The sequence below is a fragment of the Methylobacterium sp. WL119 genome (assembly GCF_008039875.1).
In the GTDB taxonomy this organism is placed as follows: Bacteria; Pseudomonadota; Alphaproteobacteria; order Rhizobiales; family Beijerinckiaceae; genus Methylobacterium.
In genome coordinates, this window is sequence record NZ_VRUU01000063.1 from 1 (window position 1) to 26,025 (window position 26,025).

General features: G+C 71.3%; 27 protein-coding genes. 17 read left to right on the forward strand and 10 right to left on the reverse strand.

What is annotated here, in order from left to right:
• Nucleotides 1-138 precede the first annotated feature (138 nt).
• Nucleotides 139-2,304, forward strand: a complete 2,166-nt coding sequence (gene scpA, locus FV227_RS19570; protein WP_147727154.1) for a methylmalonyl-CoA mutase — start codon at nucleotides 139-141, stop codon at nucleotides 2,302-2,304.
• Between the two features lie 17 nt (nucleotides 2,305-2,321).
• Here scpA and FV227_RS19575 read toward each other — a convergent pair whose 3' ends face one another.
• Nucleotides 2,322-2,525, reverse strand: coding sequence for a hypothetical protein (locus FV227_RS19575; RefSeq protein WP_147727153.1), 204 nt, complete (start codon nucleotides 2,523-2,525; stop codon nucleotides 2,322-2,324).
• 108 nt (nucleotides 2,526-2,633) lie between these two features.
• Between FV227_RS19575 and FV227_RS29145 the strand changes: the two genes are divergently transcribed.
• The 5 genes from FV227_RS29145 (at nucleotide 2,634) to FV227_RS19600 (ending at nucleotide 5,456) form a co-directional block, all read left to right on the forward strand.
• Nucleotides 2,634-2,795, forward strand: a complete 162-nt coding sequence (locus FV227_RS29145; protein WP_187274878.1) for a hypothetical protein — start codon at nucleotides 2,634-2,636, stop codon at nucleotides 2,793-2,795.
• 311 nt (nucleotides 2,796-3,106) lie between these two features.
• Entirely contained in the window at nucleotides 3,107-3,721 is a 615-nt protein-coding gene (locus tag FV227_RS19585; RefSeq protein ID WP_147727151.1) for a hypothetical protein, read from the forward strand.
• Nucleotides 3,708-4,082, forward strand: a complete 375-nt coding sequence (locus FV227_RS19590) for a transcriptional regulator (protein ID WP_147727150.1) — start codon at nucleotides 3,708-3,710, stop codon at nucleotides 4,080-4,082. Before FV227_RS19585 ends, FV227_RS19590 begins: the two co-directional genes overlap by 14 nt.
• 48 nt (nucleotides 4,083-4,130) lie before the next feature.
• Complete coding sequence (locus tag FV227_RS19595; RefSeq protein WP_147859727.1) at nucleotides 4,131-4,856, forward strand: di-trans,poly-cis-decaprenylcistransferase; 726 nt, start codon at nucleotides 4,131-4,133, stop codon at nucleotides 4,854-4,856.
• 69 nt (nucleotides 4,857-4,925) lie between these two features.
• Nucleotides 4,926-5,456, forward strand: a complete 531-nt coding sequence (locus tag FV227_RS19600; RefSeq protein ID WP_147859728.1) for an ankyrin repeat domain-containing protein — start codon at nucleotides 4,926-4,928, stop codon at nucleotides 5,454-5,456.
• Nucleotides 5,457-5,460: 4 nt separating this feature from the next.
• On the opposite strand, the gene FV227_RS19605 is transcribed toward FV227_RS19600, so the two are convergent.
• On the reverse strand, nucleotides 5,461-6,627 hold the full coding sequence (locus FV227_RS19605) for a transglycosylase SLT domain-containing protein (RefSeq protein ID WP_147859729.1): 1,167 nt from the start codon (nucleotides 6,625-6,627) through the stop codon (nucleotides 5,461-5,463).
• A gap of 314 nt (nucleotides 6,628-6,941) precedes the next feature.
• Here FV227_RS19605 and FV227_RS19610 point away from each other — a divergent pair, with 314 nt between their 5' ends.
• From FV227_RS19610 to FV227_RS19660, 11 genes are all read left to right on the forward strand, one after another.
• Nucleotides 6,942-8,135 (forward strand): inositol-3-phosphate synthase, encoded by a 1,194-nt coding sequence (locus FV227_RS19610; protein WP_147728787.1) that lies wholly within the window; start codon nucleotides 6,942-6,944, stop codon nucleotides 8,133-8,135.
• Between the two features lie 53 nt (nucleotides 8,136-8,188).
• A complete protein-coding gene (locus FV227_RS19615; RefSeq protein WP_147859730.1) occupies nucleotides 8,189-9,067 on the forward strand; it encodes an HD domain-containing protein in 879 nt (292 codons plus the stop codon).
• Nucleotides 9,068-9,153: 86 nt separating this feature from the next.
• Nucleotides 9,154-10,338, forward strand: a complete 1,185-nt coding sequence (locus tag FV227_RS19620; RefSeq protein WP_147859731.1) for a methyltransferase domain-containing protein — start codon at nucleotides 9,154-9,156, stop codon at nucleotides 10,336-10,338.
• Nucleotides 10,338-11,360 (forward strand): Gfo/Idh/MocA family oxidoreductase, encoded by a 1,023-nt coding sequence (locus FV227_RS19625; RefSeq protein ID WP_147727064.1) that lies wholly within the window; start codon nucleotides 10,338-10,340, stop codon nucleotides 11,358-11,360. The genes FV227_RS19620 and FV227_RS19625 overlap by 1 nt, the downstream gene beginning before the upstream one ends.
• Complete coding sequence (locus FV227_RS19630; RefSeq protein ID WP_147727063.1) at nucleotides 11,357-12,946, forward strand: YcaO-like family protein; 1,590 nt, start codon at nucleotides 11,357-11,359, stop codon at nucleotides 12,944-12,946. The genes FV227_RS19625 and FV227_RS19630 overlap by 4 nt, the downstream gene beginning before the upstream one ends.
• Nucleotides 12,943-13,809, forward strand: a complete 867-nt coding sequence (locus tag FV227_RS19635) for a sugar phosphate isomerase/epimerase family protein (RefSeq protein ID WP_147727062.1) — start codon at nucleotides 12,943-12,945, stop codon at nucleotides 13,807-13,809. The genes FV227_RS19630 and FV227_RS19635 overlap by 4 nt, the downstream gene beginning before the upstream one ends.
• Nucleotides 13,806-15,041 (forward strand): glycosyltransferase family 4 protein, encoded by a 1,236-nt coding sequence (locus tag FV227_RS19640; RefSeq protein WP_147727061.1) that lies wholly within the window; start codon nucleotides 13,806-13,808, stop codon nucleotides 15,039-15,041. Before FV227_RS19635 ends, FV227_RS19640 begins: the two co-directional genes overlap by 4 nt.
• Nucleotides 15,042-15,058: 17 nt before the next feature.
• Nucleotides 15,059-15,817 (forward strand): PIG-L family deacetylase, encoded by a 759-nt coding sequence (locus FV227_RS19645; RefSeq protein ID WP_147727060.1) that lies wholly within the window; start codon nucleotides 15,059-15,061, stop codon nucleotides 15,815-15,817.
• Nucleotides 15,804-16,463, forward strand: coding sequence for a uracil-DNA glycosylase (locus FV227_RS19650; protein WP_147727059.1), 660 nt, complete (start codon nucleotides 15,804-15,806; stop codon nucleotides 16,461-16,463). The genes FV227_RS19645 and FV227_RS19650 overlap by 14 nt, the downstream gene beginning before the upstream one ends.
• Before the next feature lie 145 nt (nucleotides 16,464-16,608).
• A complete protein-coding gene (locus tag FV227_RS19655; RefSeq protein ID WP_147727058.1) occupies nucleotides 16,609-17,646 on the forward strand; it encodes a lysylphosphatidylglycerol synthase domain-containing protein in 1,038 nt (345 codons plus the stop codon).
• An 18-nt stretch (nucleotides 17,647-17,664) separates the two neighbouring features.
• Complete coding sequence (locus FV227_RS19660; RefSeq protein ID WP_243934901.1) at nucleotides 17,665-18,939, forward strand: ATP-binding protein; 1,275 nt, start codon at nucleotides 17,665-17,667, stop codon at nucleotides 18,937-18,939.
• On the opposite strand, the gene FV227_RS19665 is transcribed toward FV227_RS19660, so the two are convergent.
• The 8 genes from FV227_RS19665 to FV227_RS19700 form a co-directional block, all read right to left on the reverse strand.
• On the reverse strand, nucleotides 18,930-20,294 hold the full coding sequence (locus tag FV227_RS19665; protein WP_147727057.1) for a sigma-54 dependent transcriptional regulator: 1,365 nt from the start codon (nucleotides 20,292-20,294) through the stop codon (nucleotides 18,930-18,932). The genes FV227_RS19660 and FV227_RS19665 overlap by 10 nt on opposite strands.
• Before the next feature lie 83 nt (nucleotides 20,295-20,377).
• Complete coding sequence (gene fliN / locus FV227_RS19670; RefSeq protein ID WP_147727056.1) at nucleotides 20,378-20,716, reverse strand: flagellar motor switch protein FliN; 339 nt, start codon at nucleotides 20,714-20,716, stop codon at nucleotides 20,378-20,380.
• Nucleotides 20,717-20,733: 17 nt separating this feature from the next.
• Nucleotides 20,734-21,345: a FliH/SctL family protein gene (locus tag FV227_RS19675; protein ID WP_147859732.1), complete on the reverse strand. Its 612-nt coding sequence runs from the start codon at nucleotides 21,343-21,345 to the stop codon at nucleotides 20,734-20,736.
• Entirely contained in the window at nucleotides 21,342-22,394 is a 1,053-nt protein-coding gene (locus tag FV227_RS19680) for a flagellar motor switch protein FliG (protein WP_147728882.1), read from the reverse strand. Before FV227_RS19680 ends, FV227_RS19675 begins: the two co-directional genes overlap by 4 nt.
• A gap of 50 nt (nucleotides 22,395-22,444) precedes the next feature.
• Complete coding sequence (gene fliF / locus FV227_RS19685) at nucleotides 22,445-24,061, reverse strand: flagellar basal-body MS-ring/collar protein FliF (RefSeq protein WP_147728883.1); 1,617 nt, start codon at nucleotides 24,059-24,061, stop codon at nucleotides 22,445-22,447.
• A gap of 220 nt (nucleotides 24,062-24,281) precedes the next feature.
• Entirely contained in the window at nucleotides 24,282-24,557 is a 276-nt protein-coding gene (locus FV227_RS19690) for a DUF1153 domain-containing protein (RefSeq protein ID WP_147728884.1), read from the reverse strand.
• Between the two features lie 92 nt (nucleotides 24,558-24,649).
• The gene (locus tag FV227_RS19695; protein ID WP_147728885.1) at nucleotides 24,650-25,330 is read right to left on the reverse strand and encodes a flagellar hook capping FlgD N-terminal domain-containing protein; all 681 of its coding nucleotides are present in this window, start codon (nucleotides 25,328-25,330) and stop codon (nucleotides 24,650-24,652) included.
• Nucleotides 25,331-25,343: 13 nt separating this feature from the next.
• The coding region (locus FV227_RS19700; RefSeq protein WP_187274879.1) for a flagellar hook-length control protein FliK at nucleotides 25,344-26,025 on the reverse strand (682 nt) is incomplete at its 5' end.

Below are 26,025 nucleotides of genomic sequence, written 5' to 3' on the forward strand. Positions count from 1 at the left end.
CCCCCCCCGGGGGGGGGGGGGGGGGGGGTGCGACCGGAATATCCTGTCGCCGTGTCGCCTTGTCGAAGAGGGCTGTCGCGTCTGATCGGGTCTCGCCTATAATGCCGAAAAGTCCGGCCCCGATCGAGAAGACCGCCCATGACCTCCCGCATCCCGAACTTCGCCGAGATCGCCTGGGGCGCGGACGCCGTCGCCGTGCCGCCGCCGCCGCCGGGGGAGCCGTGGATGACGCCCGAGGGCATTCCGGTGAAGACCCATTACGGGCCGGACGACCGGGCCGGGCTGGAATTCGTCGACACCTATCCGGGCATCGCGCCGTACCTGCGCGGGCCGTACCCGACGATGTACGTCACGCAGCCCTGGACGATCCGCCAGTATGCCGGCTTCTCCACGGCCGAGGATTCGAACGCGTTCTACCGGCGCAACCTCGCCGCCGGGCAGAAGGGCCTCTCGGTCGCCTTCGACCTCGCGACCCACCGCGGCTACGATTCCGACCACCCGCGCGTCTCGGGCGACGTCGGCATGGCCGGCGTGGCGATCGATTCGATCTACGACATGCGGACGCTGTTCTCCGGCATCCCGCTCGACGAGATGACCGTGTCGATGACGATGAACGGCGCGGTGCTGCCGATCCTCGCGCTCTACATCGTCGCCGCCGAGGAGCAGGGCGTGCCGCCGGAGAAGCTCGCCGGCACGATCCAGAACGACATCCTCAAGGAGTTCATGGTCCGCAACACCTACATCTACCCGCCCAAGGGCTCGATGCGGATCATCTCGGACATCTTCGCCTACACCTCGCAGAAGATGCCGAAGTTCAACTCGATCTCGATCTCCGGCTACCACATGCAGGAAGCGGGCGCGACGAACGACCTCGAGCTCGCCTACACGCTGGCCGACGGCGTGGAGTACATCAAGGCGGGGCTGGCGGCCGGGCTGACGATCGACAAGTTCGCCCCGCGGCTGTCGTTCTTCTGGGCGATCTCGACGAACTACTTCATGGAGATCGCCAAGATGCGGGCCGCGCGCCTGATCTGGGCCAAGCTCGTGAAGGAGTTCGAGCCGAAGAGCGAGAAGTCGCTGCCGCTGCGCACCCACTCGCAGACCTCGGGCTGGTCGCTGACCGCGCAGGACGTGTTCAACAACGTCACCCGCACCTGCATCGAGGCGATGGCGGCGACGCAAGGGGGCACCCAGTCGCTCCACACCAACGCGCTGGACGAGGCGCTGGCGCTGCCGACCGACTTCTCGGCGCGCATCGCCCGCAACACCCAGCTGTTCCTGCAGCAGGAGAGCGGCACCACCCGCATCGTCGACCCGTGGGGCGGCTCGTACTACGTCGAGAAGCTCACCGCCGACATCGTCGCCCGCGCCTGGGAGCACCTGCGCGAGGTCGAGGAGCTCGGCGGCATGGCCAAGGCGATCGAGGCCGGCATCCCCAAGCTCCGGATCGAGGAGGCGGCGGCGCGGGCCCAGGCCCGGATCGATTCCGGCCGCCAGACCATCGTCGGCATCAACAAGTTCAAGCCCGACGACGAGATGAAGATCGAGCTGATGCGGGTCGACAACGGCAACGTGCGCACGCTGCAGATCGACAAGCTCAAGCGCCTGCGCTCCGAGCGCGACCAGGCCGACGTCGATGCGCGGCTGGCCGCGCTGACCGCGGCGGCGGAAGGGGAGGGCAACCTGCTCGAGCTCGCCGTCGAGGCGGCGCGCGCCAAGGCGACGGTGGGCGAGATCTCGGATGCGCTGGAAAAGGCCTGGGGCCGGCACCGGGCCGAGATCCGGTCGATCTCGGGCGTGTACAAGCGGGAGGTGGGTGGCATGTCGCCAGCGGTCGAGCAGGTGCGGGGGCTGGTCGAGGCCTTCGAGGAGAACGACGGGCGCCGCCCGCGCATCCTCGTCGCCAAGATGGGGCAGGACGGGCACGACCGCGGCCAGAAGGTCATCGCCTCGGCCTTCGCCGACCTCGGCTTCGACGTCGACATCGGGCCGCTCTTCGCGACGCCGGCGGAGGCCGCGCGGCAGGCGGTGGAGAACGACGTCCACATCGTCGGCGTGTCGTCGCTGGCGGCCGGCCACCTGACGCTGGTGCCCGAGCTGAAGGCCGCGCTGACCGAGCAGGGCCGCGGCGACGTCATGATCGTGATCGGCGGCGTGATCCCGCCCGGCGACTACGATGCGCTCTACGCCGCCGGCGCCTCGGCGATCTTCCCGCCGGGCACGGTGATCGCGGAGGCCGCGGTCAAGCTGATCGAGGAGCTGAACGGCCGGCTCGGCTACGCCGCCCGGCAGGCCGCCGAGTAGCGCGCCCCCAAAGAGCGCTATTCCGAAGGCGTCTGCGTCTGCGAGGCCGGCGCCGACGGCGTGATCGAGCCGGTGGCCTCGGGGCCGCCGGCGCGAAACATGGCCTGGGCCGACTGCTCCGCCCGCTCGCGATCGAGCTTCTGCGCAGCCAGCAGCGCGCAGACCACGAGCAGGCCCACCCCGAATACCGCCTTGGCCGTCGTCCAGATGCGATCGAGCATGCCAAATGGTGGCATGCCGTCGGTTAGCGGGATGACAACGCCAGCGCTTTTTCCGCGGCCCGGCGCGCCGATCGCCCGGGCGATCCGGGCGCCGGGCGAAAGCGACTGTTGCGCTACTTGGTCTTCTTGCCGGCGGTCTTGATCGCGGCGCTGACCATGTCCTTCGTCGAGGGCGCCGCAGCAATCGTCTTCGAAACCACCTTCTTCGGTTTCTTCGTCTCGCGATTTCCGCGCTTGTTCTCGGATGCCATCATGCTCTCCCGCTGGTGATCGCGGCGATGATGGCACGGTTTTACGAAATCGCGCCCTACAAAACACTTGCCTCGCGCATTCGCGAGACGCGCGAAGACATCTGGGCGGAATGCCCGGGCCCTCGCGACGGGCCCGGTCGGCGGGCGGGCCGCATTCGCGGCGCGCAGCCCGTCACGGCGGACGACGACGACGAGGTCGCGCCGCCCCCTGATCCACGAATGCCAGCGACTTCGCCATAAATGAAACCAACGGTTGCAATAATTCGCTTGCCGCGTATGCGGCCTCGGGTTACTTTGCAATGCAAAGCGCGATTCGACGCCGGAGAGCCCATGCACGACCTCGACAAGGCGCTGGCCGACATCGTCGCCATCCGCTCGCAGATCGCGCGGGACACCGCGTTCCGCGGCCTCGGCTCGGCGGCCCTGGCCGCCACCGGGGTGCTCGCCCTGGCGACCGCGTGCGGGCAGGCGCTCTGGCTCGGCGATCCGGACGCGCGGCCGCTACTGTTCTTCGGCCTGTGGATCGCGACGGCCTGCGCAGCGGGTGGCCTCATCGGCATCGAGACGGTTCGGCGCTCGCGCCAGCTGCATTCGGGCCTGGCGGACGCGATGGTGTGGAATGCGATCGAGGGGTTCATGCCCGCCGCCGGGGCGGGCGCCTGCCTCGCTCTGGTGATCGCGCGCTTCGCCCCCGATCAGGTCTGGATGCTGCCGGGCCTGTGGCAGGTGCTGGTCGGCCTCGGCCTGTTCGCCTCGGCGCGGATCCTGCCGCGGGCGGTGCAGGGCGCGGGCGCGTTCTACCTTCTCGCCGGCCTGACCGCGCTGGCGGTCGCGGGCGAGACCCGGGCGCTCTCGCCCTGGCTGATGGGCCTGCCCTTCGCCATCGGGCAGGGCTGGCTCGCCGTCGTGATGTCCGGCACCGGAGGCGGCGATGGCGATCTCTGATCGGGCCGACGGCCGCTTCTCCTACGACGGTCTCGATCGGGTGATCCACGAGAAGGCGCGGCTCAGCGTGCTGACCTCGCTCGTCGGCCATCCGAAGGGCCTGGCGTTCCCCGACCTGAAGCGCCTGTGCGGGCTCACCGACGGCAACCTCAGCCGCCACCTCGCGGTGCTGCAGGAGGCCGATCTCGTCAGCCTGGAGAAAGGCCACGCCCATAACCGTCCGCAGACCCTGTGCCGGCTGACGCCGGCGGGGCGGGCCCGTTTCCTCGAGTACCTCGGCGTCCTGGAACAGGTGGTGCGCGACGCCGCCAAGGCCGCCCGCCTGCCGGAATCCGGCCACCTCAACACCACCCCGGCCTGACGGCCGACCGCCCGCCATCCGCGCCGCCCCCGACCGGAGCCTTCCAAGATGCAAAGCCCCACCGACACCAGGCCGGGCCTTCACGCCGCGATCATCATGGACGGCAACGGGCGCTGGGCGACCCGGCGCGGGCTGCCGCGCGCCGCCGGCCACCGCACCGGGGTCGAGGCGATCCGGCGCACCGCCGAGGCCTGCCCCGAGCACGGGATCGGCACGCTGACCCTCTACGCCTTCTCCAGCGACAACTGGCAGCGCCCGGCCGACGAGGTCGGCGGCCTGATGCGGCTGCTGCGCGTCTACCTGCGCAACGAGACGGCGCGGCTCGCCCGCACCGGCACCCGCCTCAGCGTCGTCGGCCGCCGCGACCGTCTGCCGGCCGGGCTTCCCGAGGCGATCGAGCGGGCCGAGGCCGCGACCGCCGCCGGGCGCAAGCTGCACCTGCGCATCGCCGTCGACTATTCCGCCCGCGACGCGATCCTCGCCGCCGCCGCGCGGCTCGCCGGCCAGCCCGCCTCGCGCGAGGCGTTCGGAGCGGAGATCGCCGGCGCGATGCACGGCTCGCCGGTGGACGTCGACCTGCTGATCCGCACCGGCGGCGAGCAGCGCCTCTCCGACTTCATGCTGTGGGAGGCGGCCTATGCCGAGCTCCACTTCACCGAGCGGATGTGGCCCGATTTCGGCGAGGCCGACCTCGCGGCCGCGATGGCCGAATTCACCCGCCGCGACCGCCGCTTCGGCGGCTTGAGCGCACCGAAGGTCTCGGCCGCGGCCTGACCGGACTGGACAGGACGGGGGGGCGGCGCCAGATCGGCGGTGTCGCTCCCCTGGCTCGAAGATCGCTGCATGTCCGCTGACGCGTCCCCGCCCGCCCTTGACGACGAGACCGTCGCCTTCGCCGGTCGTCTGTTCCAGTATGCGCGGATGGGGCATGCCGCCGAGCTGGCGGAGTTGTTCGGGCAGGGGCTTCCGGCCAACATCCGCAACGACAAGGGCGACAGCCTGCTGATGCTGGCGGCCTACAACGGCCAGGCCGAGACCGCCCGCGTCATCCTGGAGGCCGGCGGCGACCCGGAACTTCCCAACGACCGCGGCCAGACCCCGCTCGCCGGCGCCGCCTTCAAGGGCGACGTCGCGATCGCGACGCTGCTCCTCGTCCACGGTGCGGCGGTGGACGGCACCGGCGACGGCAGCCGCACCGCGCTGATGACCGCGGCGATGTTCGACCGCACCGAGATCGTCGACCTGCTGCTCGCCCACGGCGCCGACCCGGACCGCCGCGACGCCGCCGGCCAGTCGGCCGCCGACATGGCGCAGGCGATGGGCGCGCAGAACACGCTGGCTCAGCTCGCGAACGCGAAGCGATCCGGCGCCTGAGCGATCACTCGCCGTCGGGAGGCAGCGCTTCGGTGACCTGGACGCGCTGGGCCGGCGGCTCCGCCGCGGGCTCGGCCGTCTCGACCGCGGCCGCGACGGCGGCGACGCCCTCGTAGCGCGACAGGCGCCGGTCGATCATGCCGTCGATCCGGTCGTAGACCTCGGCCACCGTGAGGTGGCGCCGCGCCTTGCCGGCGGCCTTGTCGGCCTTCTGCGTGAACAGCGCCCGGTTGGCCCGCGCCGCGCTGCGGAACTCGCGCTCGGCGACCTCGTCCGGGCGGTCGGCGCTCATCGTCAGGAATCGCCCGGCGCTCGACGTGCCGAGGAAATGCGCGAAGTACAGCTCCGACGTGGTCAGCGCCCGGCCGACGCGCGCCTCGATGCGCCCGCGGTCGCGCTTGATCAGCTCCGCCGCCATCAGCGCGGCGACGTAGGGGTCCTTCCGCAGCGACAGCACCCGGTCGCGCATCGGCGCGGCGACGGTGATCGCGGCGCCGCGGCCCTTCACGGCGGCCGCCTCGGCGTCGAGGCCGTAGCGGGCGCCGAAGTCGCGGATCATCTCGAGCCAGGTGGCGGTGACGAACTGGAACAGGCCCTCGGCCGACGAGGTCTGCGCCTTCACGTCGGTCGCGAAGCTGGATTCCTTGTCGGCCAGCGCCATCAGGTAGACCGGGTCGACGCCCGCTGCGGCGGCGGCCTTCAGGATCGTGTCGACGATCCGGCGCGGCACGCCGACCTTACCGAAACGGATGGTGTCGTCGGTCTCCGGCGACGGCTGGGGCAGGGCGGCGAGGTCGCCGGCGATCAGCGCGCTGGTGGCCGGTTCCTGCTCGATGACGGGAACGCCGCTCCACTCGGAAGGGTTGTGGGAAGGTCCGGCGCTGGCCAGGTCGATCGCGGCGCGGGGACGCTCGTCGATCCGGTCGTGGGCCGAGGCCGCCGGCGCGAAGGCGGCCTGCGGCACGACGAACCCGGCGAGCAGGGCGGCCAGCCCCAGCGCGGCGCTCCTGCGGCGCAGGGCGGACGGGCGGCGAAATCCGGCCTCGTTCCGCTGCGTCCCGCACACGGCCCGCGGCAGCCAAACCACGGGGTCCACTTCACAATTCGACTCGATAGGCACGAGTCGGCTCACGTCGTCGGCGCAGAGCGCCGGCTCCGGGAAAACCCCCATTGCTGGTCCTTTTCGTGCCGCGGCGTTCATCGGCCGGGCTTCGATCAAGCGGCGGCTCTATCGCCGGATGCCGTGACCACAATGGGACGGCTCGGTGATCCAAGCGTGGCACGCTTAAGGAGCGGTTAACGCTCTCTTTTCACGCATTCTTAACCAGCCGTTCGGGTCCCATTCAGCCCTAGGTTGGCACAAAGATGTCGCATTCGGGCTTGGAACGTTGCACCCGAGCGCCAGTTAGCATGGGCCACGCAGGGCGGTCCGCATCGGCCCGTTCGAAGTCCCTGCGTTCGAAGCGTTTAAGGAATTTTCTCCCCATGAGCATGCAGACCGGTCGTCGCGTCGGCGTTGCGTTCGTCGGCATGGGTGGCGCCGTCGCCACCACAGCCATCGCCGGCATCGAGATGATCAAGTCCGGATCGAACCGCCTCGACGGTCTGCCTCTCGCGGGCGTCGCAGTCGCCGGAATGGCCGACTACAAGGATCTCGTCTTCGCCGGATGGGATCTGAACGGTGACGATCTCGCCTCCGCCGCGCAGGGGCACGGCGTGCTCACCAAGCAGGACATCGAGAACGGTGCCCAGGTGCTGAAGGGCATCCAGCCCTGGCCGGCCGTGGGCAGCGCGAAGTTCTGCAAGAACATCGACGGCGCCAATCGCATCGTCGCCGCCGACCATCGCGAGGCGGTGTCGATCATCGCCGCCGACCTCCGCCGCTTCAAGCAGGAGAGCAACCTCGACGAGGTCGTGGTGGTGAACCTCGCCTCCACCGAGCGCTGGCCCGACCTCACCGCCGCCGTGCTCAACTCGACCGAAGCCTTTGAGAAGGGCCTCGATACCAGCGACGAGCACATCTCGCCGGCGATGCTCTACGCCTATGCGGCGATCAAGAGCGGCGTGCCCTACGCCAACTTCACTCCGAGCATCGCCGCCGACGTGCCGGCGCTGCTGTCGCTCGCCACCGAGATGAACGTTCCGGTGGCTGGCAAGGACGGCAAGACCGGCCAGACCATGATGAAGACGGTTCTCGCACCGGCCTTCAAGGCGCGCGCCCTTCACGTCGACGGTTGGTTCTCGACCAACATCCTCGGCAACCGCGACGGCCTCGCCCTCAACGACCCGGCCTCGCTGCAGTCGAAGATCAACACCAAGGGCACGGTGCTCGACTCGATCCTCGGCTACCCGGTCGAGGATCACTTGGTCCACATCCACTATTACCGCCCGCGCGGCGACGACAAGGAAGCCTGGGACAACATCGACATCACCGGCTTCATGGGCCAGCGCATGCAGGTGAAGGTCAACTTCCTGTGCAAGGACTCGATCCTCGCAGCCCCGCTCGTCATTGAGATCGCCCGCGTCCTCGACCTCGCCAAGAAGCGCGGCGACGGCGGCGTGCAGGAGCAGCTTTCGACCTTCTTCAAGGCGCCGATGGTGAAGAACGGCCACGGTCCCGAGCACGATTTCGGCAAGCAGGGCAAGATGCTGCTCGATTGGCTGGACGGCGACCGCTGATGTCGGACGGCGTTCCGGCGACCGGCGGGTCCGGGCCTGCGGCGCCCGCCGAAATGCGCGACCTGCTCGTTGAGATGAACGATCTCAAGCGCGTCCGGTCCGCCGGACGCGTCGGCTCCATCGCCGAGCGTCTGTTCGCGCAGGGTTGGAGTGCCCTGACGAGCGGAGCACCCGCCGAGGATGTGGCGCTCGACGTCGCCGCGACGGCTCTGGCCGCAACGCGGCTGTGCGATCTCGATGCCGCATTCCTGGCCGCTGCGGGCCTGCCGGACGGGGCCGTGTCGGGCGTCCTCGTCGAGGGGTTCGACAGCGTCACGACGGCACTCGATCCTCACCTGCGCGATGCGCTTCGCGACCGGCTTCGCCATCGTGCCGATCATCGGCAGGGCACGGTGCCGGGTTTCGTCGCGGCCCTGGCGCAGCAGCCGCGGGCGGGCGTCACTTGTCCCGGGCGTCCCCGCATCCTGCTCGAGCCCCCCGAGAACCATGCCGAGCACTGCCTCGTGGTCGCGGTCTACGGCGTCGTGCTGAGCCCGTTCTACCGGGCCGATCCGGCGACCGTGTTCCTCGCCGCGATGGCGCATCACTTCCACAACGCCGCGATGCCCGATGCCGGCTTCACCGGCGAGATACTGCTCGGCGACCATCTCGGCCCGATCATGGCGCGGACGACCCAATGGGCGCTCGACGAGCTCGACGGCCCGCTGCGGGAATCGGTCGAGCGCGCTCGTGCGGTGCTGCCGGACGACGCGACGGCGGAAGGCCGGGCGTTTCATGCGGCCGACTGCATCGACCGCGTGCTGCAGATCGCGCAGCACCTGCGCGCGGCCTCGCTCACCATGGGCACGGTGCTCGACGAGATGGAGCTGGTCCATGCCGGGCCGGTCAAAGGCTTCCACGATCGCGTGCTCGCGGATATGCGCATTCCGTAGAACCGACGTCGCGGCGCTCGTTCCGCGACGGACATACGACGCCATGCCGTTCCTGCCGTGACCGCGCCCGCGGCATCAGAGTTCCGATGATTCCCTTCGACCTGCGGTCGCCCGCGACCGGCCATGCGCTGAAGCCCGACACCGCGCATTCCCTGCGCGATGCCGACGCCGGCGAGCGCTGGCCGGTGGTCGACGGCATCCCCTATCTCCGGGTCGGCCGCGCCGACCTCGTCGCCCGCGTTCTCGCGCATCTTGACGCCGGCGAGGGCGACGCGGCGCTCGCGCTCCTCCTCGCCGATCAGGACGATTGGTGGACCGGCCCGCCGGCCGAGCCGGCCGATCTCTCCGCGCTGATCGCCGGCCGCGCCACGGCGACCCTGCGCGATGCCGTCCGCCTGCTCGGCTGGGGCCGCGTCGGCGATTACTTCCTGCACCGGTGGAGCGACCCGACCTATCTCGCCGGCCTTGCCCTGCTCGAAGCGCACTGGAACGATCCGGTCTGCGTCTTCGAGTTCGCCTGCGGCATCGGCCACTACCTGCGCACCCTGAAGCAGCGCGGCTGCAAGGTCGCGGGCGCCGACGTGGTCTTCGCCAAGCTCTGGGTCGCCCGGCACTGGGTGGTCGGCGCCGGTGCGCAGCTCGTCTGCTTCGATGCCGGCTCGGCGCATTGGCCGATCCCGGGCGCGCCGGTGGACCTCGTCGTCTGCAACGATGCTTTCTACTTCCTCGACGAGAAGGCGACGCTGCTCGACAACCTCCGCCAGAACGCCGGCGACGACGGCTGGCTGGCGCTCAGCCACATCCACAACAGCGACCGCCCCGGCTTCTCGGCCGGCCGCGCCGTCTCGGCCGACGAGATCGCCGAGCTGTTTCCCGACGCCCTCGTCTACGACGACGCCGAGCTGACCCGAGCCCTGGTCGCGGCGCGGGCGCCGAGCCCGCGCGCGCCGTCGGAGCTGCGGGCCTGCGAGGCGTTCTCGGTGGTCGCCGGGCCGGGGATGCGGCCGGCGCCGCGTTCCGTCGTGGACGGGCTGACGCTGCCGAAGGCCGGCGCCGACCTCGTCCTCAACCCGCTCTATCGCCGCGACGAGACGGGCGGGTATGCCATCGCGTGGCCCTCAGAGCGCTACGAGGCCGAGTACGCGCCGCACGTCACCTACCCGCTGCGATCGGACGGTCCCGAAAGGCTGGTCTTTTCTGGCGGCATCGAGGCGGCGGAGATCGGACGCGTGCGCAGCCGGGAATTCGTCGACCTTCCGGAGCGCTGGTGATGGATGCCGTCCGCTGGGGCATCGTCGGCTTCGGCTGGGTCGCCCGCGACTACATGGCGCCGGGCATCCGCGCCGCCGGGCACCGCCTCGTCGCGGTGTGCGACCCGGGGGCGGCCTCCCGCGCCGCCGCCGAGGCCGAGGGCGCCCGCGCCTACGACAGCCTGGACCGGCTGGTCGCCGACCCGGAGATCGAGGCGGTGTACGTCGCGACGCCCAATCACCTCCACCGGCAGGCGGTCGCGGCGCTGGCGGCGTCGGGCAAGGCGATCCTGTGCGAGAAGCCGATGGCGGCGAGCCTCGGCGACGCCGAGGCGATGGCCGCGGCGGTCGCACGGTCGGGGGCGTTCTACGGCACGGCGTTCGATCAGCGTCATCATCCCGGCCATCGCGCCCTGCGCGACCGGATCGCCGATGGCCGGCTCGGCACGGTGACGGCGATCCGCATCGTCTACGCCTGCTGGCTCGGGCGCGACTGGGCGGCCTGCCCCGGCCAGGACAACTGGCGCATCGATCCGGCGCAGGCCGGCGGCGGCGCCTTGATGGATCTGGCGCCGCACGGCCTCGACCTCGTCGACTACCTCCTCGGCGAATCGCTGATGGACATCGCGGCCCTCACGCAGGCGCGGGCCCAGGATTACGCGGTCGACGACGGCGCGCTGCTGATCGGGCGGACCGAGAGCGGGGTGCTGGCGAGTCTCAACGTCGCCTACAACTGCCCCGACGCGCTGCCGCGCCGCCGCCTCGAGATCGTCGGCACCATGGGCCTGCTCACCGCGATCGACACGATGGGCCAGACCGCCGGCGGCACCGTGACCTTCACTGATGGTGCGACCGGCGCCTCCGAGCCCGTCGCCTTCGACGCGGAGGCGTCGCCCTTCACCGAGCAGGTCCGGGCCTTCGGCTCGGCGCTGCGGCGTCCGGCGGAGCGGGAGGCCTACTCGGCGGCACGCGACCTCCACACCATGCGGCTGATCGCGCGGGCCTACGGCGCGCTCGCCCCAGCAGACGGACCGAACACGTGACCGAGAACGACCAGGACGACCGCGCCCGCGATCCGCGCATCAAGGCGCCGCGGCCCTACAGCTTCGGCGGCCCGCGCCGGATCGAGGGGCTGCCGCAGAACCTGCCGGAGCCGGTGCGCGCCTATCTCGACATCCTTCCGCCGGGCCGGATCGTCGGGTTCCCCCTGGCGCCGCTCGACCGCACCGGCATCCCGGTCTGGTTCGTCTCGCTGTTCCTCGACGATCCGTTCTTCGTCGGCGCGATGCCGTCCGGCATCGGCTACGGCGCCACCGACGACGAGGCGCTGATCGGCGCGGTCGCCGAAATCGCCGAGAACCTGATGCCGTCGCTCGCGGTGATGCCGCGCAAGAAGGAGCGCGCGAGCTACCACGACCTCGTCAAGGTCTACGGCGCCGGCTCGGTCGCCGACCCGCTGACCCTCTGCCTGCCGGCCGGCTCCCCGGTGGGGCGCGACACGGTGCTGGAATGGACCGCGGCGACGCGCGCCAGGACCGGTGCGATCGTGCTAATGCCGCTCGACATCGCGGCCACCGATTATTTCGAGCTGTCGGAGGGCTACAAGCCCTTCACCAACCTGATCACCAACGGCCTCGGTGCCGGGCCGGACGTGCCGTTCGCGCTCGGCCACGGCGTCCTCGAGCTGCTGCAGCGCGACGGCAACGGCCTCCTGTTCCGTGCGCTCGACCAGGGCGTGATGCTCGACGTCTCGGAGGGCCTCGGACCCGAGACGCGGGCGATGCTCGACCGCCTCGACGCGCTCGGCATCCGGGCGCTGCCGAAATTCGCCACCGACCAGTTCGGGCTGACCAACCTCTACGTCGTCGGCTACGACAAGGATCCGGCCGACGCCCCGGTGCCGATCGCGCTCTCGGCCTGCGGCGAGGCCTGCGACCCGGATCGCGAGCGTGCGCTCCGCAAGGCGTTGCTCGAGTTCCAGGCCGCCCGCGTGCGCAAGGCTTTTGGCCACGGGCCGCTCGCCTTCGCCGAGCGGGTGACGCCGCCGGGCTACGTCGGCGCGTTCATCGAGAAGGCGCTGCCGAGCCTCGACCTCGAGGAGAGCCGGGCGCTGAAGGCCATGCTCGAATGGATCGTGCTGCCCCCCGAGGGCCTGCGCGACGTCCTGAAGGACACGGTCTATTCCGAGCGGGCGACCAAGGCGTTCACCGACCTGCCGACGACCCCAGCCGCCGACGGTCACGCGCGCGGCAAGATCGCCTGCGACCGGCTCGACGAGGCCGGGTTCGACATCCTCTACGTCGACTGCTCGCCGGTGGGCGGCGCGGTCGGCGTTGTCAAGGCGATCGTGCCGGGGCTCGAGGTCGAGACCATGAGCTACTACCGCATCGGCGAGCGCAACGCCCGCAAGCTGATCGAGCGCGACCACCCGCTGATCACGTTCGGCACGCCGAGCGAGACCCTGCTGCCGGTTCGGCTGACGCCGGAGGCGATCGAGCGCTTCGGCGGCCAGCCGCTGTTCGACACCGCGCTGGCGGAGTCGATCGTCGGCAGCCACTATCCGCTCTACCGCGAGCCGGAATCGCACCATGCCCCGTTCCGGCTGGAGCAGACGGGGAGGGCCGCGTGACGCTTCGCTTCGCCTACAACACGAACGGTGCGGCCAACCATCGGCTCGACGACGCGATCGACCTGATCAAGGGCGCCGGCTACGACGGCGTCGCCCTGACGCTCGACATCCATCACCTCGACCCCTTCGCGGAGGGCTGGGCGACGGAGGCCGGCCGGGTTGCGAGCCGCCTGGAGAAGCTGGAGCTCGGCTCGGTGATCGAGACCGGCGCCCGCTTCCTCCTCGATCCGCGCGCCAAGCACGAGCCGACGCTCGTCACCGCAGACGCCTCGGCCCGCGCGCGCCGCGTAGGCTTCCTCAAGCGTGCGATCGACATCGGCGCGATGCTGCATTCCGAGGCGGTCTCGTTCTGGGCCGGGGTGCCGCGACCGGGCGTCGACCCGGCCGAGGCGCGGGGCTGGCTCGTCGAAGGCTTGACCGAGGTCGTGGCCTACGCCGCCGAGAAGGGGGTGGTGCCGTGCCTCGAGCCCGAGCCGGGCATGCTGATCGAGACGCTGGACGACTTCGCCGCGCTCGAGGTGGGAGGCCTGCGCCTCGCCCTCGACACCGGCCATTGCCTCGTCACCGGCGAGCGCGACCCGGCGGCGGCGGTCCACGAATTCGCCGGACGCATCGGCACGGTGGCGATCGAGGACATGAAGCGCGGGGAGCACATCCACCTGCCCTTCGGCGAGGGCGACATGGACGTGCCCGGCATCCTCGAGGCGCTGGAGGCCATCCGCTACGACAAGCTGATCTGCGTGGAGCTGTCGCGCGAGAGCCATCGCGCCGACGCGATGATCCCGGCCTCGCTCGAATACCTCCGCAGCTGCCGGCGCGACGGGCCGCCCCTTCCGGACGACCAGGAGACCCGGCGGCAATGAGGATCTGCTTCGTCAGCCGGCGCTACTTTCCGGCGATTTCCGGCATGAGCGTCTACGCGCAGAACTTGCTGCGCGAGCTTATCCAAGCCGGCCACGACGTGACGATGGTCTCGCAGTATCGCGGCGACGCGTTCGGCACCCGCGTCTACGGCGGCGGCCCGCCGCCCGCGGTGCCGGGCGTGCGGGTGATTGGCCTCGAGCAGGTCGGCGAGCAGACGAGCGGCGACTTCGAGCGCGACATCGACACGATGGTCGCGACCATCCGCGACGAGCACGCGCGCAAGCCCTTCGACGTCCTGCACGCGCAGTACGGCTACCCGACCGGGTGGGCGGTGCTGCTGGCGTCCAAGGCGCTCGGCGTGCCGAACGTGGTCTCGATCCAGGGCGGCGACGGGCACTGGGTCGGGTCGTGCTGCGAGACCCATCGGGTCGCGATGTGCGAGGTGCTGGCCCATGCCAACGCCCTGCTGATCGGCGGCGCCTCCTTCGTCGACGAGGTCTGCGACCGGCTCGGCTCGGACCCGGCCCGCTTCACCATCGTGCCCGGCGCCGTCGACACCGCGCGGTTCGCCCGCGGCGGCGACGGCCTGCCGGCGCCCCATGACGGACCGGTCCGCCTGTTCTATCACGGCCGCGTCGACCGCCGGAAAGGCGTGCTCGACTTCATCCAGGCCCTGGCGATCCTGCGCGAACGCGGCACGCCGTTCGCCGCCACGATCTCGGGCATCGGCCCCGACGTGGAGTCCTCGCACGCGCTGGCCGCGGAACTCGGGTTCTCGGACGCCGAGATCCGCTTCACCGGCTACGCCGATTACGACACCGTTCCGAGCCTCTATCGACAGGCCGACGTCTTCGTGTCGCCGACCTACGCGGAAGGCTTCTCCAACACGATCCTGGAGGCGATGGCCGCGGGGCTCGCGGTCGTGTCCTGCCACGCGGTCGGCGTCTCGGACTGCCTGCGCGACGGGGAGAACGGCCTCCTGACGATGCCCGGCGACGTGCCGGCGCTGGCCGAGGCGCTGACGCGGATCGTCACCGACGCGACCTTGCGCCGCCGCCTCGCCGGGGCCGCCCTGGAGGAATGCCGCCGGGTGTACTCCTGGACGGCGGTCGGCCGGCAGATCATGGCGGTCTACGGCGAGGTCGTGCACGCGGCCCCGGCGACGGACTTCGCGGACACGCTCCCGCACGATCCGGCCTGCCGCTTCCGCGCCGAGCCGCACCTGCTCTAGCCGCAAGCCCCGATCCGATGCCCACCGCGCTCGCCCTGTCTCCCCACCTCGACGATGCCGCCTTCTCCTGCGGCGGCACGATGGCGACCCTGGCCGCGTCGGGCTGGCGCGTGGTGATGGCGACGGTGTTCACGCAGAGCGTCCCCGGCCCGACCGGGTTCGCGCTCGCCTGCCAGCTGGACAAGGGGCTCGACGCGTCGGTGGACTACATGCGCCTGCGCTGCGCCGAGGACGAGGCGGCGGCCCGCTGCCTCGGGGTCGAGGTGCGTCACCTGCCGTTCCGCGAGGCGCCGCACCGCGGCTACGGCTCGGCGCCGGACCTCTTCGCCGTGCCCCGTGCCGACGACGGCATCGTCGAGCACCTGGTCCTCGCCTTCCGGGCGCTGCTCGACGACATCGCACCGGACCTGATCCTCGCGCCGCAGGCGATCGGCGGCCATGTCGACCACTTGCAGGTGGTCGCGGCCTTCCGCAGGACCGGGTCGCGGCAGCCGGTGCTGTGGTGGCGGGATTTCCCCTACACCGTGCGCGACACCGTGCCGAAGGCGCCGCTCGCCGCCTCCTTCGCCGGCCTGCCGGTCCGCCAGGTCGACCTCGATCCGGCCGCGCAGGAGGCGAAGGCCGAGGCCTGCGCCGCCTACGCGACGCAGCTCGGCTTCCAGTTCGGCGGACGCGCGGCGCTGATGGACCGTCTCGGCGCCGAGGGCGGGCGCGAACGCGTCTCGGTCGCGGGCATCCTGCCCGACGGCTGTCCGGGGTTCGATGCGGCCGCCTGAGCCCGGCACGCTGAAGAGCCTGGCCGACCCGGAGGTTCTGGCGGCGCGACGGGCGATCCGCGATGCCGGCCACGTCGCGCCGCTCCGCGCGATGGCAGCCCGGATCGCCCGAGAGTTCGACGCCCCCGTTCCCGACCCGGATCCCCTCGACGGCGGCATCCACGCACGCCTGCTGCTCCTGCTGGAGACGCCGGGACCGGCGATCGTCCGCACCGGCTTCGTCTCGCGCGACAACCCCACCGGTACCGCGGCCAACCTGTTCCGCTTCCTCGCGGAGGCGGGGATCGCGCGGGCCGACACGCTCATCTGGAACGCGATCCCGTTCGTGATCCATGCCGAGGGCGCCCTGAACCGGGCACCGCGACGCTCCGAGATCCGTGCCGCGGCGCCCTGCCTCGCCCCGCTGCTCGCGCTCCTGCCCGACCTCGCCGTCGTCGTCCTGTCCGGCCGCGTCGCCGGCATGGCGCGTGAGACCATCGCCGTGCTGAGGCCGGGTCTTCCCGTGGTCGCGATCCCGCATCCGAGCCCGACCTACGTCTGCACCGCGCCGGACGTGGCCGCGCGCATCCGCGCCGGGTTGGGCGAGGCCGGCGTCATCCTGCGGACATGCGGCACGGCGAGAACCGGCTTTTCCGTGCCCGATTGAGAACGAGCCGGTGCGGTCGCTGGCCTTGGAGCGCCGATGGTTCTACATGCGGGGCAACGGGCAACGGCCCGAAACATCCGGCATCGAACCCGCGGCCCGCTCGCCGGCCGGGCGGGATATCCGGCGGAGGCGGACGCCGATCGGAATGAACGTCCACGATCAGCATCGCGGAACGCGCGATCATGCCGAGACGGCCGCGCCAGACGCGCCGATCCCGGCCGACGCCACGGCGGGCAAGGGCCGGCGCAGCCGCTACGCCTGGCTCGGCACCGCGGCGAGCATCATCCTGTTCGCCGTCTCGCTCGGCGTCCTGTGGAAGCTGGTCCAGACCGTCACCTGGGCGGATCTGCGCAAGGCGTTCGTCGAAGCCAGCTCCGACCAGCTCGGCCTCGCCTTCCTGTTCGTCTTCGTCAGCTACCTCTTCCTCACCGGCTACGACGCGCTCGCCCTGCGACAGCTGCGGATCAAGGTGCCCTACCGGATCACCGCGCTCGCCTCGTTCACGAGCTACGCGGTGAGCTTCACGCTCGGCTTCCCGCTGCTGACCGCCGGCACGATCCGTTACTGGATCTATGCGCGCCAGGGCCTCACCGCGGCGAAGATCGCCGCGCTCACGGTCATCGCCGGCTTCACCTTCTGGCTCGGCATGGGCGTGGTGCTGGGCTTGAGCCTGATCATCGAGGCGAGCCAGCTCGCGGGCCTCGCCTTCACGTCGATCCGGATCAACCAGGGCGTCGGGCTGTTCGCGCTGGCCCTGGTGCTCGGCTATCTCGGCTGGGTCTCGGCCAAGCGCCGGCACGTCACCATCCGGCAATGGCGCCTGGAGCTGCCGGGCGCCTCCGTCTCCCTGGGGCAGATGGTGGTCGGCATCGGCGACGTCTGCGCGGCGGCCGCCGTGCTGTACGTGCTGATGCCGGCGGGCCTCTCCATCGGCTTCACCACCTTCCTGGCGATCTACGTCCTCGCGGCGATGCTCGGCATCGCCTCGAACGCGCCCGGCGGGCTCGGCGTGTTCGAGGCGACGATCCTGCTGGCGCTGTCGAGCCTGCCGCGGGAGCAGGTGCTGGGCTCTCTGCTGCTGTTCCGGATCTGCTACTACGTCGTGCCCTTCGTCACCGCGCTGGCGATGCTCGGCGCCTACGAGATCGTGAAGCGGGCGGGCCGCGCGCGCGGAGAGCCGTGAGCCTCGGCGGCCGCGAGCATGCCTGAGGCCGCCACGAGCCGGGCGGCCTGGACCAGCGCGGCGACGGCGGTCTCGCTCGTCGGTCTCTTCGCGTACCACCGCGGCCTCCTCGACGGGCCGATGATCGCGGCGGGGCTCGCGGCGATCTGCGTCGGCGGCTTCCTCGCCACCCGCGGGCGCGACGCGATCGCCGCCGCACCGAGCCTGCGCCAGACCGATCGCCACGCGGTCGCCGAGGCGCTGCTCGCCAACATTCCCGACCCGGTAATCCTCATCGACCGCCGCGCGGTGGTGATCGAGGCGAACCCGGCGGCGCGGGCCCTGCTGCCGGCCTTGCGCCTGCGCCACCCGCTCTCCTTCGCCCTGCGCGCGCCGGACGTGCTCGACGCGGTGGAGGCGGTGCTGCGCACCGGCGCGCCCGCGAAGACCACCTACGCCGTCCGCGTGCCGACCGAGCGCGCCTTCGAGGTCCAGATCGGCGCGCTGCCGATGCCGGAGGGCGGCCAGCCGAACGTGGTGCTGTTCCTGCGCGACCTCACCGCCGCGCGGCGCCTGGAGGCGATGCGGGTCGATTTCGTCGCCAATGCCAGCCACGAGTTGCGCACGCCGCTGGCCTCGCTCCTCGGCTTCATCGAGACGCTGCAGGGCCCGGCCCGTGCCGACGCGCCGGCCCGCGAGCGCTTCCTGGGCATCATGCACAGCCAGGCGCAGCGGATGACCCGGCTGATCGACGACCTGCTCTCGCTCTCGCGGATCGAGTTGCGCGAGCACGTCGCACCGACCCAGGTGGTCGACCTCGGCACGATCGCCCGCCAGATGGTCGATGCGCAAGGGGCGCTCGCGGCGGCCCGCGGCGTCGCGGTCGTCCTGGAGGCGGGGGAGGGCGCGTATCCGGTGCTCGGCGAGCCGGACGAGCTGCTGCGCGTCGTCGAGAACCTGATCGAGAACGCGGTGAAGTACGGCGGCCGCAGCGTCGTCGTCGGCCTGGCGCGGACGCGGGACGCGCTGCTCGGCAGCCGCATCGTGCTGAGCGTGCGCGACGACGGGCCGGGCATCGCCCCCGAGCACCTGCCGCGCCTGACCGAGCGCTTCTACCGCATCGACGTGGCGTCGAGCCGCCAGAAGGGCGGCACCGGGCTCGGCCTCGCCATCGTCAAGCACAGCCTCAACCGCCACCGGGGCCGCCTCGCCTTCGAGAGCGAGGTCGGTGCCGGCACGGTGGTGCGCGTGACGCTTCCCGAGCACCGCCCCCGCGCCGCGGCGGAGCCGACGGCGGAGGCCGATCAGCCGTAGGCGGCGATCGCCCGGGCGGAGCCGGGCTCGGCCACCTCGAGCCCCGAGCCGACATACTCGTTGAGCTTGTTGCGCAGCGTCCGGATCGAGATGCCGAGGATCTTGGCCGCATGGGTGCGGTTGCCGAGGCAGTGGTCGAGGGTGTCGAGGATCAGGTCGCATTCGACCTGCGCCACGGTGCGGCCGACGAGCCCGCGGGTCGCGGCTTCCGCCACCTGGGCCGCGCGCGTCGCGGCACCGACCGGCGCGGCGATCGAGTCGCCCTCCGGCGTCAGGATCGCGTCGGCGCCGATCTCAGGGCCGGAGGCGAGCAGCACCGCCCGGTGCAGGGTGTTCTCGAGCTCGCGCACGTTGCCGCGCCACGGGTTCTTCAGCACCATCTCCTGCGCCGCCCGCCCGAGCGGCCGCACCGGCACGCCGTTCACCTCGGCATACTTCTTGGCGAAGTGCGCGGCGAGCTCGAGGATGTCGGCCGGGCGCTCGCGCAGGGGCGGCAGGCGCAGGTGGACGACGTTGAGGCGGTAGAACAGGTCCTCGCGGAACGTCCCCTTGCGGACCTCCTCGGCGAGGTTGCGGTTCGAGGTAGCGAGCACGCGGATGTCGACCTTGACCGGGGCCGAGCCGCCGACGCGGTCGATCACCCGCTCCTGCAGCGCCCGCAGCAGCTTGGATTGCAGGCGGACGTCCATCTCCGAAATCTCGTCCAGCAGCAGCGTGCCGCCGTTGGCCTCCTCGAAGCGGCCGATGCGCCGGGCGACCGCGCCGGTGAAGGCGCCCTTCTCGTGGCCGAACAGCTCGGATTCGAGCAGGGCCTCGGGGATCGCGGCGCAGTTGACCGAGACGAACGGCTTGTTGCCGCGTGCCGACTTCTGGTGGACGTGGCGGGCGAGCACCTCCTTGCCGGTGCCGCTCTCGCCGGTGATCAGCACCGAGGCCTCCGAGCGGGCGATCTGCTCGGCCAGGCGCACTACCTTCTCCATCGAGGCGTCGCGCCAGACGAAGGCGCGTCCGTCCGCCGAGACCGCCTCGAGCACGGCGGCGATCAGGTCCGGGTCCGGGGGGAGGGGGATGTACTCCTTGGCGCCCGCCTGGATCGCGGCGACGGCGGCCTTCGCGTCGGTGGTGACGCCGCAGGCGACGACCGGGGTGCGGATGCGCTCCTCGCTCAGCGCCGCGACGAGGTCGCGGATCGAGAGCCCGACATCGATCATGATGAGGTCGGCGCCCTTGGCGCGCAGGACGTTCAGCCCCTGCGCGACGCCGTCGGCCTGGGTCACCGCCGCCCCGCGGTTCATCGCGATCTTCGAGGCGGTGATCAGCTCGCCGTTGAGCCGTCCGATGATCAAGAGCCGCATCGCGGTGTCTCCGTTCTAACTGTGTCGGCGCCGCGGACCGCCCCGTCGTGCACGGCGGAGCGCGGGGCCCGGGTCTCAAGAGGTCAGCGGTCGCCCTTGACGATCTCGGTCATCGTCACCCCGAGGCGATCCTCGACCAGGACGACCTCGCCGCGGGCGACGAGGCGGTTGTTGACGAAGATGTCGACCGCCTCGCCGACCTTGCGGTCGAGCTCCAGCACCGCCCCGGGGGCGAGGCGGAGCAGGTCGCCGATCGGCATCCGCACGGCACCGAGCACCGCCGACACCATCACCGGCACGTCGAAGAGCTGCTCGAGGTCGGAGGCGCTCTTGGGCGTCGTCGGCACGTCGCGGATCGAATCCTCGCCCGCGAAGGCCGGATCCTGGTCGCCGAGCTGCGGCAGGCTGAAATCGTCGGACATCGGGCTCTTTCGATCTCTCAGGGTTCGACGGTGGTGCCGAGGGCATCGAGGACCGCGGCCTCGATGCGGGCGCGCTCGCGCACGATCCCGCCGTCGGCCCACTCGATGCGGGCGTCGCCCGACGCCATGTCGGGATCGCCCAGCACGACGAGGCGGCCCTCGTAGCCGCGCTCGCGCGCCAACCGCTTCATCAGCCCCTCGGCCTCCTCGACGAGGCCGTCATGGACGCGCACGACAAGGTGCGGCACGCCGCGCAGGTGCTGGAGGGCGGCACGCGCCGCCTCGCCGATCGCGGCGAGCGGCCGGGCGTCGAGGGCATCGCCCGCGATCTTGCGGGCGAGCAGCACCGCCACCTCGACCGCCTGGTCCTCGCGCGCCACGTCGCGGGCGTCGGCCTGCGCGATCAGCCCGGCGGCGGCGAGCGACAGGCGGGTCATCGCATCGGACAGCCGCGCCTGCGCCTGGGCCTCGGCCTGGGCGCGGCCCTCCTGCACGCCGCGGGCGTGGGCGTGGGCGGCGGCCTCGTCGGCTGCCTCGGCCGCGCGCACGCTCTCGCGGCTCGGCTGCGGCCGGCGGAAGTCGGTCTCGAACAGGAACGGCGTCTTGGCCGGAGCGGGCTTGGCGTTCAATAGACCAGCTCCTCCTCGGCGCTGTTCTTGGCGATCATGATCTCGCCCTTGTCGGCGAGGTCCTTGGCGAGCTCGGTCATCTTGGCCTGGGCCTCGTCCACCTCCTTGAGGCGGATCGGGCCGATCGAGCCCATCTCGTCGGTGAGGTTCTTGGCGGCGCGGGTCGACATCTGCGCCAGGAAGAAGCCGCGCACGCGCTCGTCGGCGCCCTTCAGCGCCCGGCACAGGGTCTCGTTGTCGACCGAGCGCATCAGCGTCTGCACGCTGCCGGGATCGAGCTTGAGCAGGTCCTCGAAGGTGAACATCAGCTCGCGGATGCGCTTGGCCGAGCCGCGGTTGCCCTGGTCGAGGGCGGCCAGGAACCGGCCCTCGGTCTGGCGGTCGAAGGCGTTGAAGACGTCGGCCATCATCTCGTGCGCGTCGCGGCGGGCGGATTGCGCGATGGTGGCGACGAACTCGACGCGCAACGTCTCCTCGATGTGGCGGAGCGCCTCCTTCTGCACGGTCTCCATCCGCAGCATCCGGTTGAGCACGTCGATGGCGAATTCCTCCGGCAGCAGGGTGAGCACCTTGGCCGCGTAGTCGGAGCGCACCTTCGACAGCACCACGGCGACGGTCTGCGGGTACTCGTTGCGCAGGAAGGCGGCGAGGATCTCGGGATCGACCTGGGCGATCGAGGCCCAGACCCGCTTGCCCGAGGCGCCCTTGATCTCGGCCATGATCATCGAGACCTGCTCGGTGGGGAAGATCTTCAGCAGCAGTGACTCCGTGCGCTCGAAGTTCGAGGTGATGCCCCCGCCGGTCGACAGCCGCGAGACGAAGTCGATGATCAGCTTCTCGACCGTCTCGGCTTCCAGCGATCCGAGCTGGACCATCGCGTGCGAGACCGTCTTGATCTCGTCCTCCTCCAGGCGCTGCCAGATCGGCGCCCCCTCGGCCTCGCCGAGGAGCAGCAGCAGCGCGGCGGCACGTTGCGGCCCCGGCATCGACGCGAACGCCGATCCCCCGAGGTCCTGCAAGCTCTCACCCAGTCCCGCACCCGCCGCCATCGTCCCGTCCCCTCCTCAAAGCCACTCGGTCGTCGTTCGCATCGTGCCGGCTACGGCGTTTCCTGGATCCAGTTGCGCAGGACCTCGACCGTCTCGGACGGGCTGGCGCGGACCATGTCGACCACCCGCTGCACGGTGTCGGCCTGGATCTGCCCGTTGATCTTGGCGAATTCCATCAGCCGGGCAGTCTGGTTCTCCCGCGGCACCAGGATCGTGCCGCCGGCTTCGATGTCCACCCCGCCCGCCGCGCCCGCCGCACCGAGCAGCGGCGTCGCCGCCGGGTCGGAGGCGAGCACGCGGCGCAGCAGCGGACGCACGACGACGAGCAGCACGATCAGGGTGAGCAAGGCGAGCACGCCGAGCTCGACGAACCGCATCACGTCTTCCTTGGTCGGGCTGAGCAGCGACTGGATCAGCGTCGGCTCGACGAAGTCGGCCGGAGTCGGCGCCTCGGCGAAGCGCAGGTTCACCACCTCGATCTGGTCGCCGCGCGCCTTGTCGAAGCCGACGGTGCTGCGCACCAGGGCCGCGATCCGCTCGATCTCGGCCGCCGGCCGGGGCTGGTAGGCGACCTTGCCGTCGGGGCCGGGCGCGTAGGCGCCGTCGACCAACACCGCCACCGAGAGGCGCTTCACCCGGCCGCCCTCGACCACCTCGGTCCGCGTGACCTTGGAGATCTCGTAGTTCGTGGTCTCCTCGTTCTTGTTCGAGGAATCCTTCGGCGCGGGCGCCTTGTCCTGGGCCGCGCCGGGAAGCTCGTTGCCGACGCTGACCGAGCCCTCGTTGTTGGCGGTCTGCGAGGCCTCGGTGCGGGTCTGGCTCGAGCGTACCACGCGGCTCTCGGGGTCGAAGGTCTCCGAGCGGCTCTCGACGCGGTTCATGTCGAGCTCGGCCGAGACCTGGACGCGGGCACGGCCCGGCCCGACGATGCCGGCGACGATCTCCTCGATCTGCGAGCGCAAGCGGCGCTCGAGTCCGGTCTGCTTCTCCTCGAAGGCGCCGGCCTCGCCCTGCTCACCGCGGGCGCCGTCCGCCAGGAGCCGGCCGCGCTCGTCGACGATCGAGACGCGCTCGGGCTTCAGGCCCTCGACCGCGGAGGCGGCCAGGTGCCGGATCGCGCGGACCTGGCCGGCATCGAGGTCGCCCATCAGCTTTAGGACGATGGCGGCGCTCGGCAGCTCGCGGTCGCGCTCGAACAGGCGGCGCTCGGGCAGGACGAGGTGGACGCGGGCGGCCTGGACCCGGCCGATCGCCCGGATCGAGCGCGACAGCTCGCCTTCGAGCGCGCGCAGGTGGTTCACGTTCTGGACGAAGTTGGTCGACGAGAACGCGTCGCCCTTGTCGAAGATCTCGTAGCCGACGCCGGCCTGGCTCGGCAGGCCCTTGCCGGCGAGGTCCATGCGCAGGCGGGGCAGGTCGGCGCGCGGCGCCATCACGGTCTGGCCGGTGTCGCCCCGGGTCTCGTAGCGGATGCCGCGGGCATCGAGGTCGCGCACCACGGCGGCCGCATCCTGGGCCGACAGGTCGGCGAACAGCACGCCCATGTCGGGGCGCGAGACCCGCAGGATCACGAAGGCGAAGAAGCCGATGAGGGTCAGCGTCACCGCCGCCATCGCGGCGAGGCGCGCCGGTCCGAGCTTGGTGACGAGATCGAGAACCGGCTTCACGGCTGTTACGCGCCCACCCCAGGCGGGCGCCGCGATCGGCCCCGCCCGGCAGAATTTGCCCAGGCCGTGGTTAGCGGGCGGTTAACGAATGGCCGCCGCCCCTCCATCGCCGAGGCCCTCCAAGCAGCGAAGCCGCATCCGCGGGAGGCGGATGCGGCTTCGCGTGAAACCGGCGGCGACCGCGCGGGCTGAACCGCGCCGGCCGGGGCACGAGGTCGAGTCAGTGGCGGTAATGCTGGATGCGCGTGGTGCGCAGGCCGGCAAGGCCGTGCTGGTCGATCGAGAACTGCCAGCTCAGGAACTCCTCGGTGGTGAGGGTGTAGCGCTGGCAAGCCTCTTCCAGGCTAAGGAGACCGCCGCGGACGGCGGCCACCACTTCGGCCTTCCGGCGGATCACCCATCGACGGGTGCTCGTGGGCGGCAGGTCGGCGATCGTCAGGGGACTTCCATCGGGCCCGATCACGTATTTCACTCTCGGGCGGTGCGGTTCGGTCATGATACGCTCTACAACTCGACTGACCTGTCGAGCCATCAACCTACTTGCGCGGGCTTAAAACATGTTGAAGCGGATCACTCGGAAGTGATTCGTTATCCCGAGGTTGTGGACAACCCGATCCCGGTGACGCTGGAGAGCGGCACGCGCGAGGTGCCGATGACCAGGACCGGGTTGGCCCCGCTGAGGTCGACCTCGTCCACGGTGCCGGTCGTCTCGGTCGCGACCGAGACGGCGGCGCCGGTCGCATCGGTGGCCGAGACCTTGATCGAGTAGGTGCCCGCCGCCGAGGCGAGCCCGGACGAGTTCTTGCCGTTCCAGGAGAAGGTCTGGGGGCCGGCGGCGAGCGACGTCGTCTGTGTGCCGACGACGTTGCCGTTGGAATCGGAGATCGCCACCACCGCCTTGGTCGCTGCGCGCGCCGGCGTCAGGCTCCAGGTCGCGGAGCCGTCCTTGAGGTCGGCCGTGGTGCCGTCGGTGGTGATGGTCTTGCCGATGTAGCTCGTGGCCGAGGCCGAGCTCGCCGCCTTGCTGCTCGCCAGGATGCTGTCGAGGCGGTCGTTGCCCTTGAGCTGCTGCTCCACCTGCGCGAACTGCACCAGCTGCTGCGTGAACTGGTTGGTGTCCATCGGGTCGAGCGGGTTCTGGTTCTTGAGCTGCGTCGTCAGCAGGGTCAGGAACTGCGTGAAGTTGCTCGCCAGCGTCGCGCTGTCGGCGGTCTTGCCCGTGCTGCTCGAAGAGGCCGCACTGGTCAGGCTGGAAATGCCGCTGGTCATCGTGGGGGCCTCCTCAGATTCGGATGTCGAGGCCGCTCAGGCCCCGGAGCGCGCGCGTCGGCGCGATCTCCGCGACGGCGGCCTCGGAAGGGGTGCCGGGCGGGGCGCTGCTGCGGCCGGGCTGCCCGCCGCGCTGCGCGGTCTCCCCGCCGGATCCGCCGTCGCTGCGCAGCGACATCGTGATGCCGCCCTGCGACGGGTCGAGCCCGGCCTGGGCCAGTGCCTGCTGCAGGCTGCCGGCATCGCGCTGGAGCATCGCCAGGGTCTCGACGCGCTCGACGACGAGATGCGTCGTCACGGTGCCCTTGTCCTTGTCGATGTCGAGGGTGACGTCGACGCGGCCCAGCTCAAGCGGATCGAGCCGGATCTGGAACTCGCTCGATCCGGCGAGCGACCGCAGCCCGATCGTCATCGGCACCTGACCGAGCGGCACCGGCGCCGCTGTCGGCTGGGCCGCGGCCTTGTCCGCGGCGATCGGCGAGGAGCCGGACGGCGCGGCCTGGGCCTTGGCGACGGGGTCCGGCGTCGCGGGTCCGGCCGACGCGGCGTCGGTGAGCGCGGCGAAGAGGTCGGCCTTGGCCGCCGTGCCCGGCCCGGCATCCGCGCCGGCCACCGCATCGTCGCCCGTCGCGTCCGCGGGCGATGCCGTCCCGCCGGCGATCTCGGCCAGCCCGGCGTCGGCGTCGCGCCGGTGC

Bases quoted from the DNA above. Each gene is read 5' to 3' on its own strand.
- scpA (WP_147727154.1), top strand. From the start codon at position 139: ATGACCTCCCGCATCCCGAACTTCGCCGAGATCGCCTGGGGCGCGGAC.
- FV227_RS19575 (WP_147727153.1), bottom strand. From the start codon at position 2,525: ATGCTCGATCGCATCTGGACGACGGCCAAGGCGGTATTCGGGGTGGGC.
- FV227_RS19585 (WP_147727151.1), top strand. From the start codon at position 3,107: ATGCACGACCTCGACAAGGCGCTGGCCGACATCGTCGCCATCCGCTCG.
- FV227_RS19590 (WP_147727150.1), top strand. From the start codon at position 3,708: ATGGCGATCTCTGATCGGGCCGACGGCCGCTTCTCCTACGACGGTCTC.
- FV227_RS19595 (WP_147859727.1), top strand. From the start codon at position 4,131: ATGCAAAGCCCCACCGACACCAGGCCGGGCCTTCACGCCGCGATCATC.
- FV227_RS19600 (WP_147859728.1), top strand. From the start codon at position 4,926: ATGTCCGCTGACGCGTCCCCGCCCGCCCTTGACGACGAGACCGTCGCC.
- FV227_RS19605 (WP_147859729.1), bottom strand. From the start codon at position 6,627: ATGGGGGTTTTCCCGGAGCCGGCGCTCTGCGCCGACGACGTGAGCCGA.
- FV227_RS19610 (WP_147728787.1), top strand. From the start codon at position 6,942: ATGAGCATGCAGACCGGTCGTCGCGTCGGCGTTGCGTTCGTCGGCATG.
- FV227_RS19615 (WP_147859730.1), top strand. From the start codon at position 8,189: ATGCGCGACCTGCTCGTTGAGATGAACGATCTCAAGCGCGTCCGGTCC.
- FV227_RS19620 (WP_147859731.1), top strand. From the start codon at position 9,154: ATGATTCCCTTCGACCTGCGGTCGCCCGCGACCGGCCATGCGCTGAAG.
- FV227_RS19625 (WP_147727064.1), top strand. From the start codon at position 10,338: ATGGATGCCGTCCGCTGGGGCATCGTCGGCTTCGGCTGGGTCGCCCGC.
- FV227_RS19640 (WP_147727061.1), top strand. From the start codon at position 13,806: ATGAGGATCTGCTTCGTCAGCCGGCGCTACTTTCCGGCGATTTCCGGC.
- FV227_RS19645 (WP_147727060.1), top strand. From the start codon at position 15,059: ATGCCCACCGCGCTCGCCCTGTCTCCCCACCTCGACGATGCCGCCTTC.
- FV227_RS19650 (WP_147727059.1), top strand. From the start codon at position 15,804: ATGCGGCCGCCTGAGCCCGGCACGCTGAAGAGCCTGGCCGACCCGGAG.
- FV227_RS19655 (WP_147727058.1), top strand. From the start codon at position 16,609: ATGAACGTCCACGATCAGCATCGCGGAACGCGCGATCATGCCGAGACG.
- FV227_RS19660 (WP_243934901.1), top strand. From the start codon at position 17,665: ATGCCTGAGGCCGCCACGAGCCGGGCGGCCTGGACCAGCGCGGCGACG.
- FV227_RS19665 (WP_147727057.1), bottom strand. From the start codon at position 20,294: ATGCGGCTCTTGATCATCGGACGGCTCAACGGCGAGCTGATCACCGCC.
- fliN (WP_147727056.1), bottom strand. From the start codon at position 20,716: ATGTCCGACGATTTCAGCCTGCCGCAGCTCGGCGACCAGGATCCGGCC.
- FV227_RS19680 (WP_147728882.1), bottom strand. From the start codon at position 22,394: ATGGCGGCGGGTGCGGGACTGGGTGAGAGCTTGCAGGACCTCGGGGGA.
- FV227_RS19690 (WP_147728884.1), bottom strand. From the start codon at position 24,557: ATGACCGAACCGCACCGCCCGAGAGTGAAATACGTGATCGGGCCCGAT.
- FV227_RS19695 (WP_147728885.1), bottom strand. From the start codon at position 25,330: ATGACCAGCGGCATTTCCAGCCTGACCAGTGCGGCCTCTTCGAGCAGC.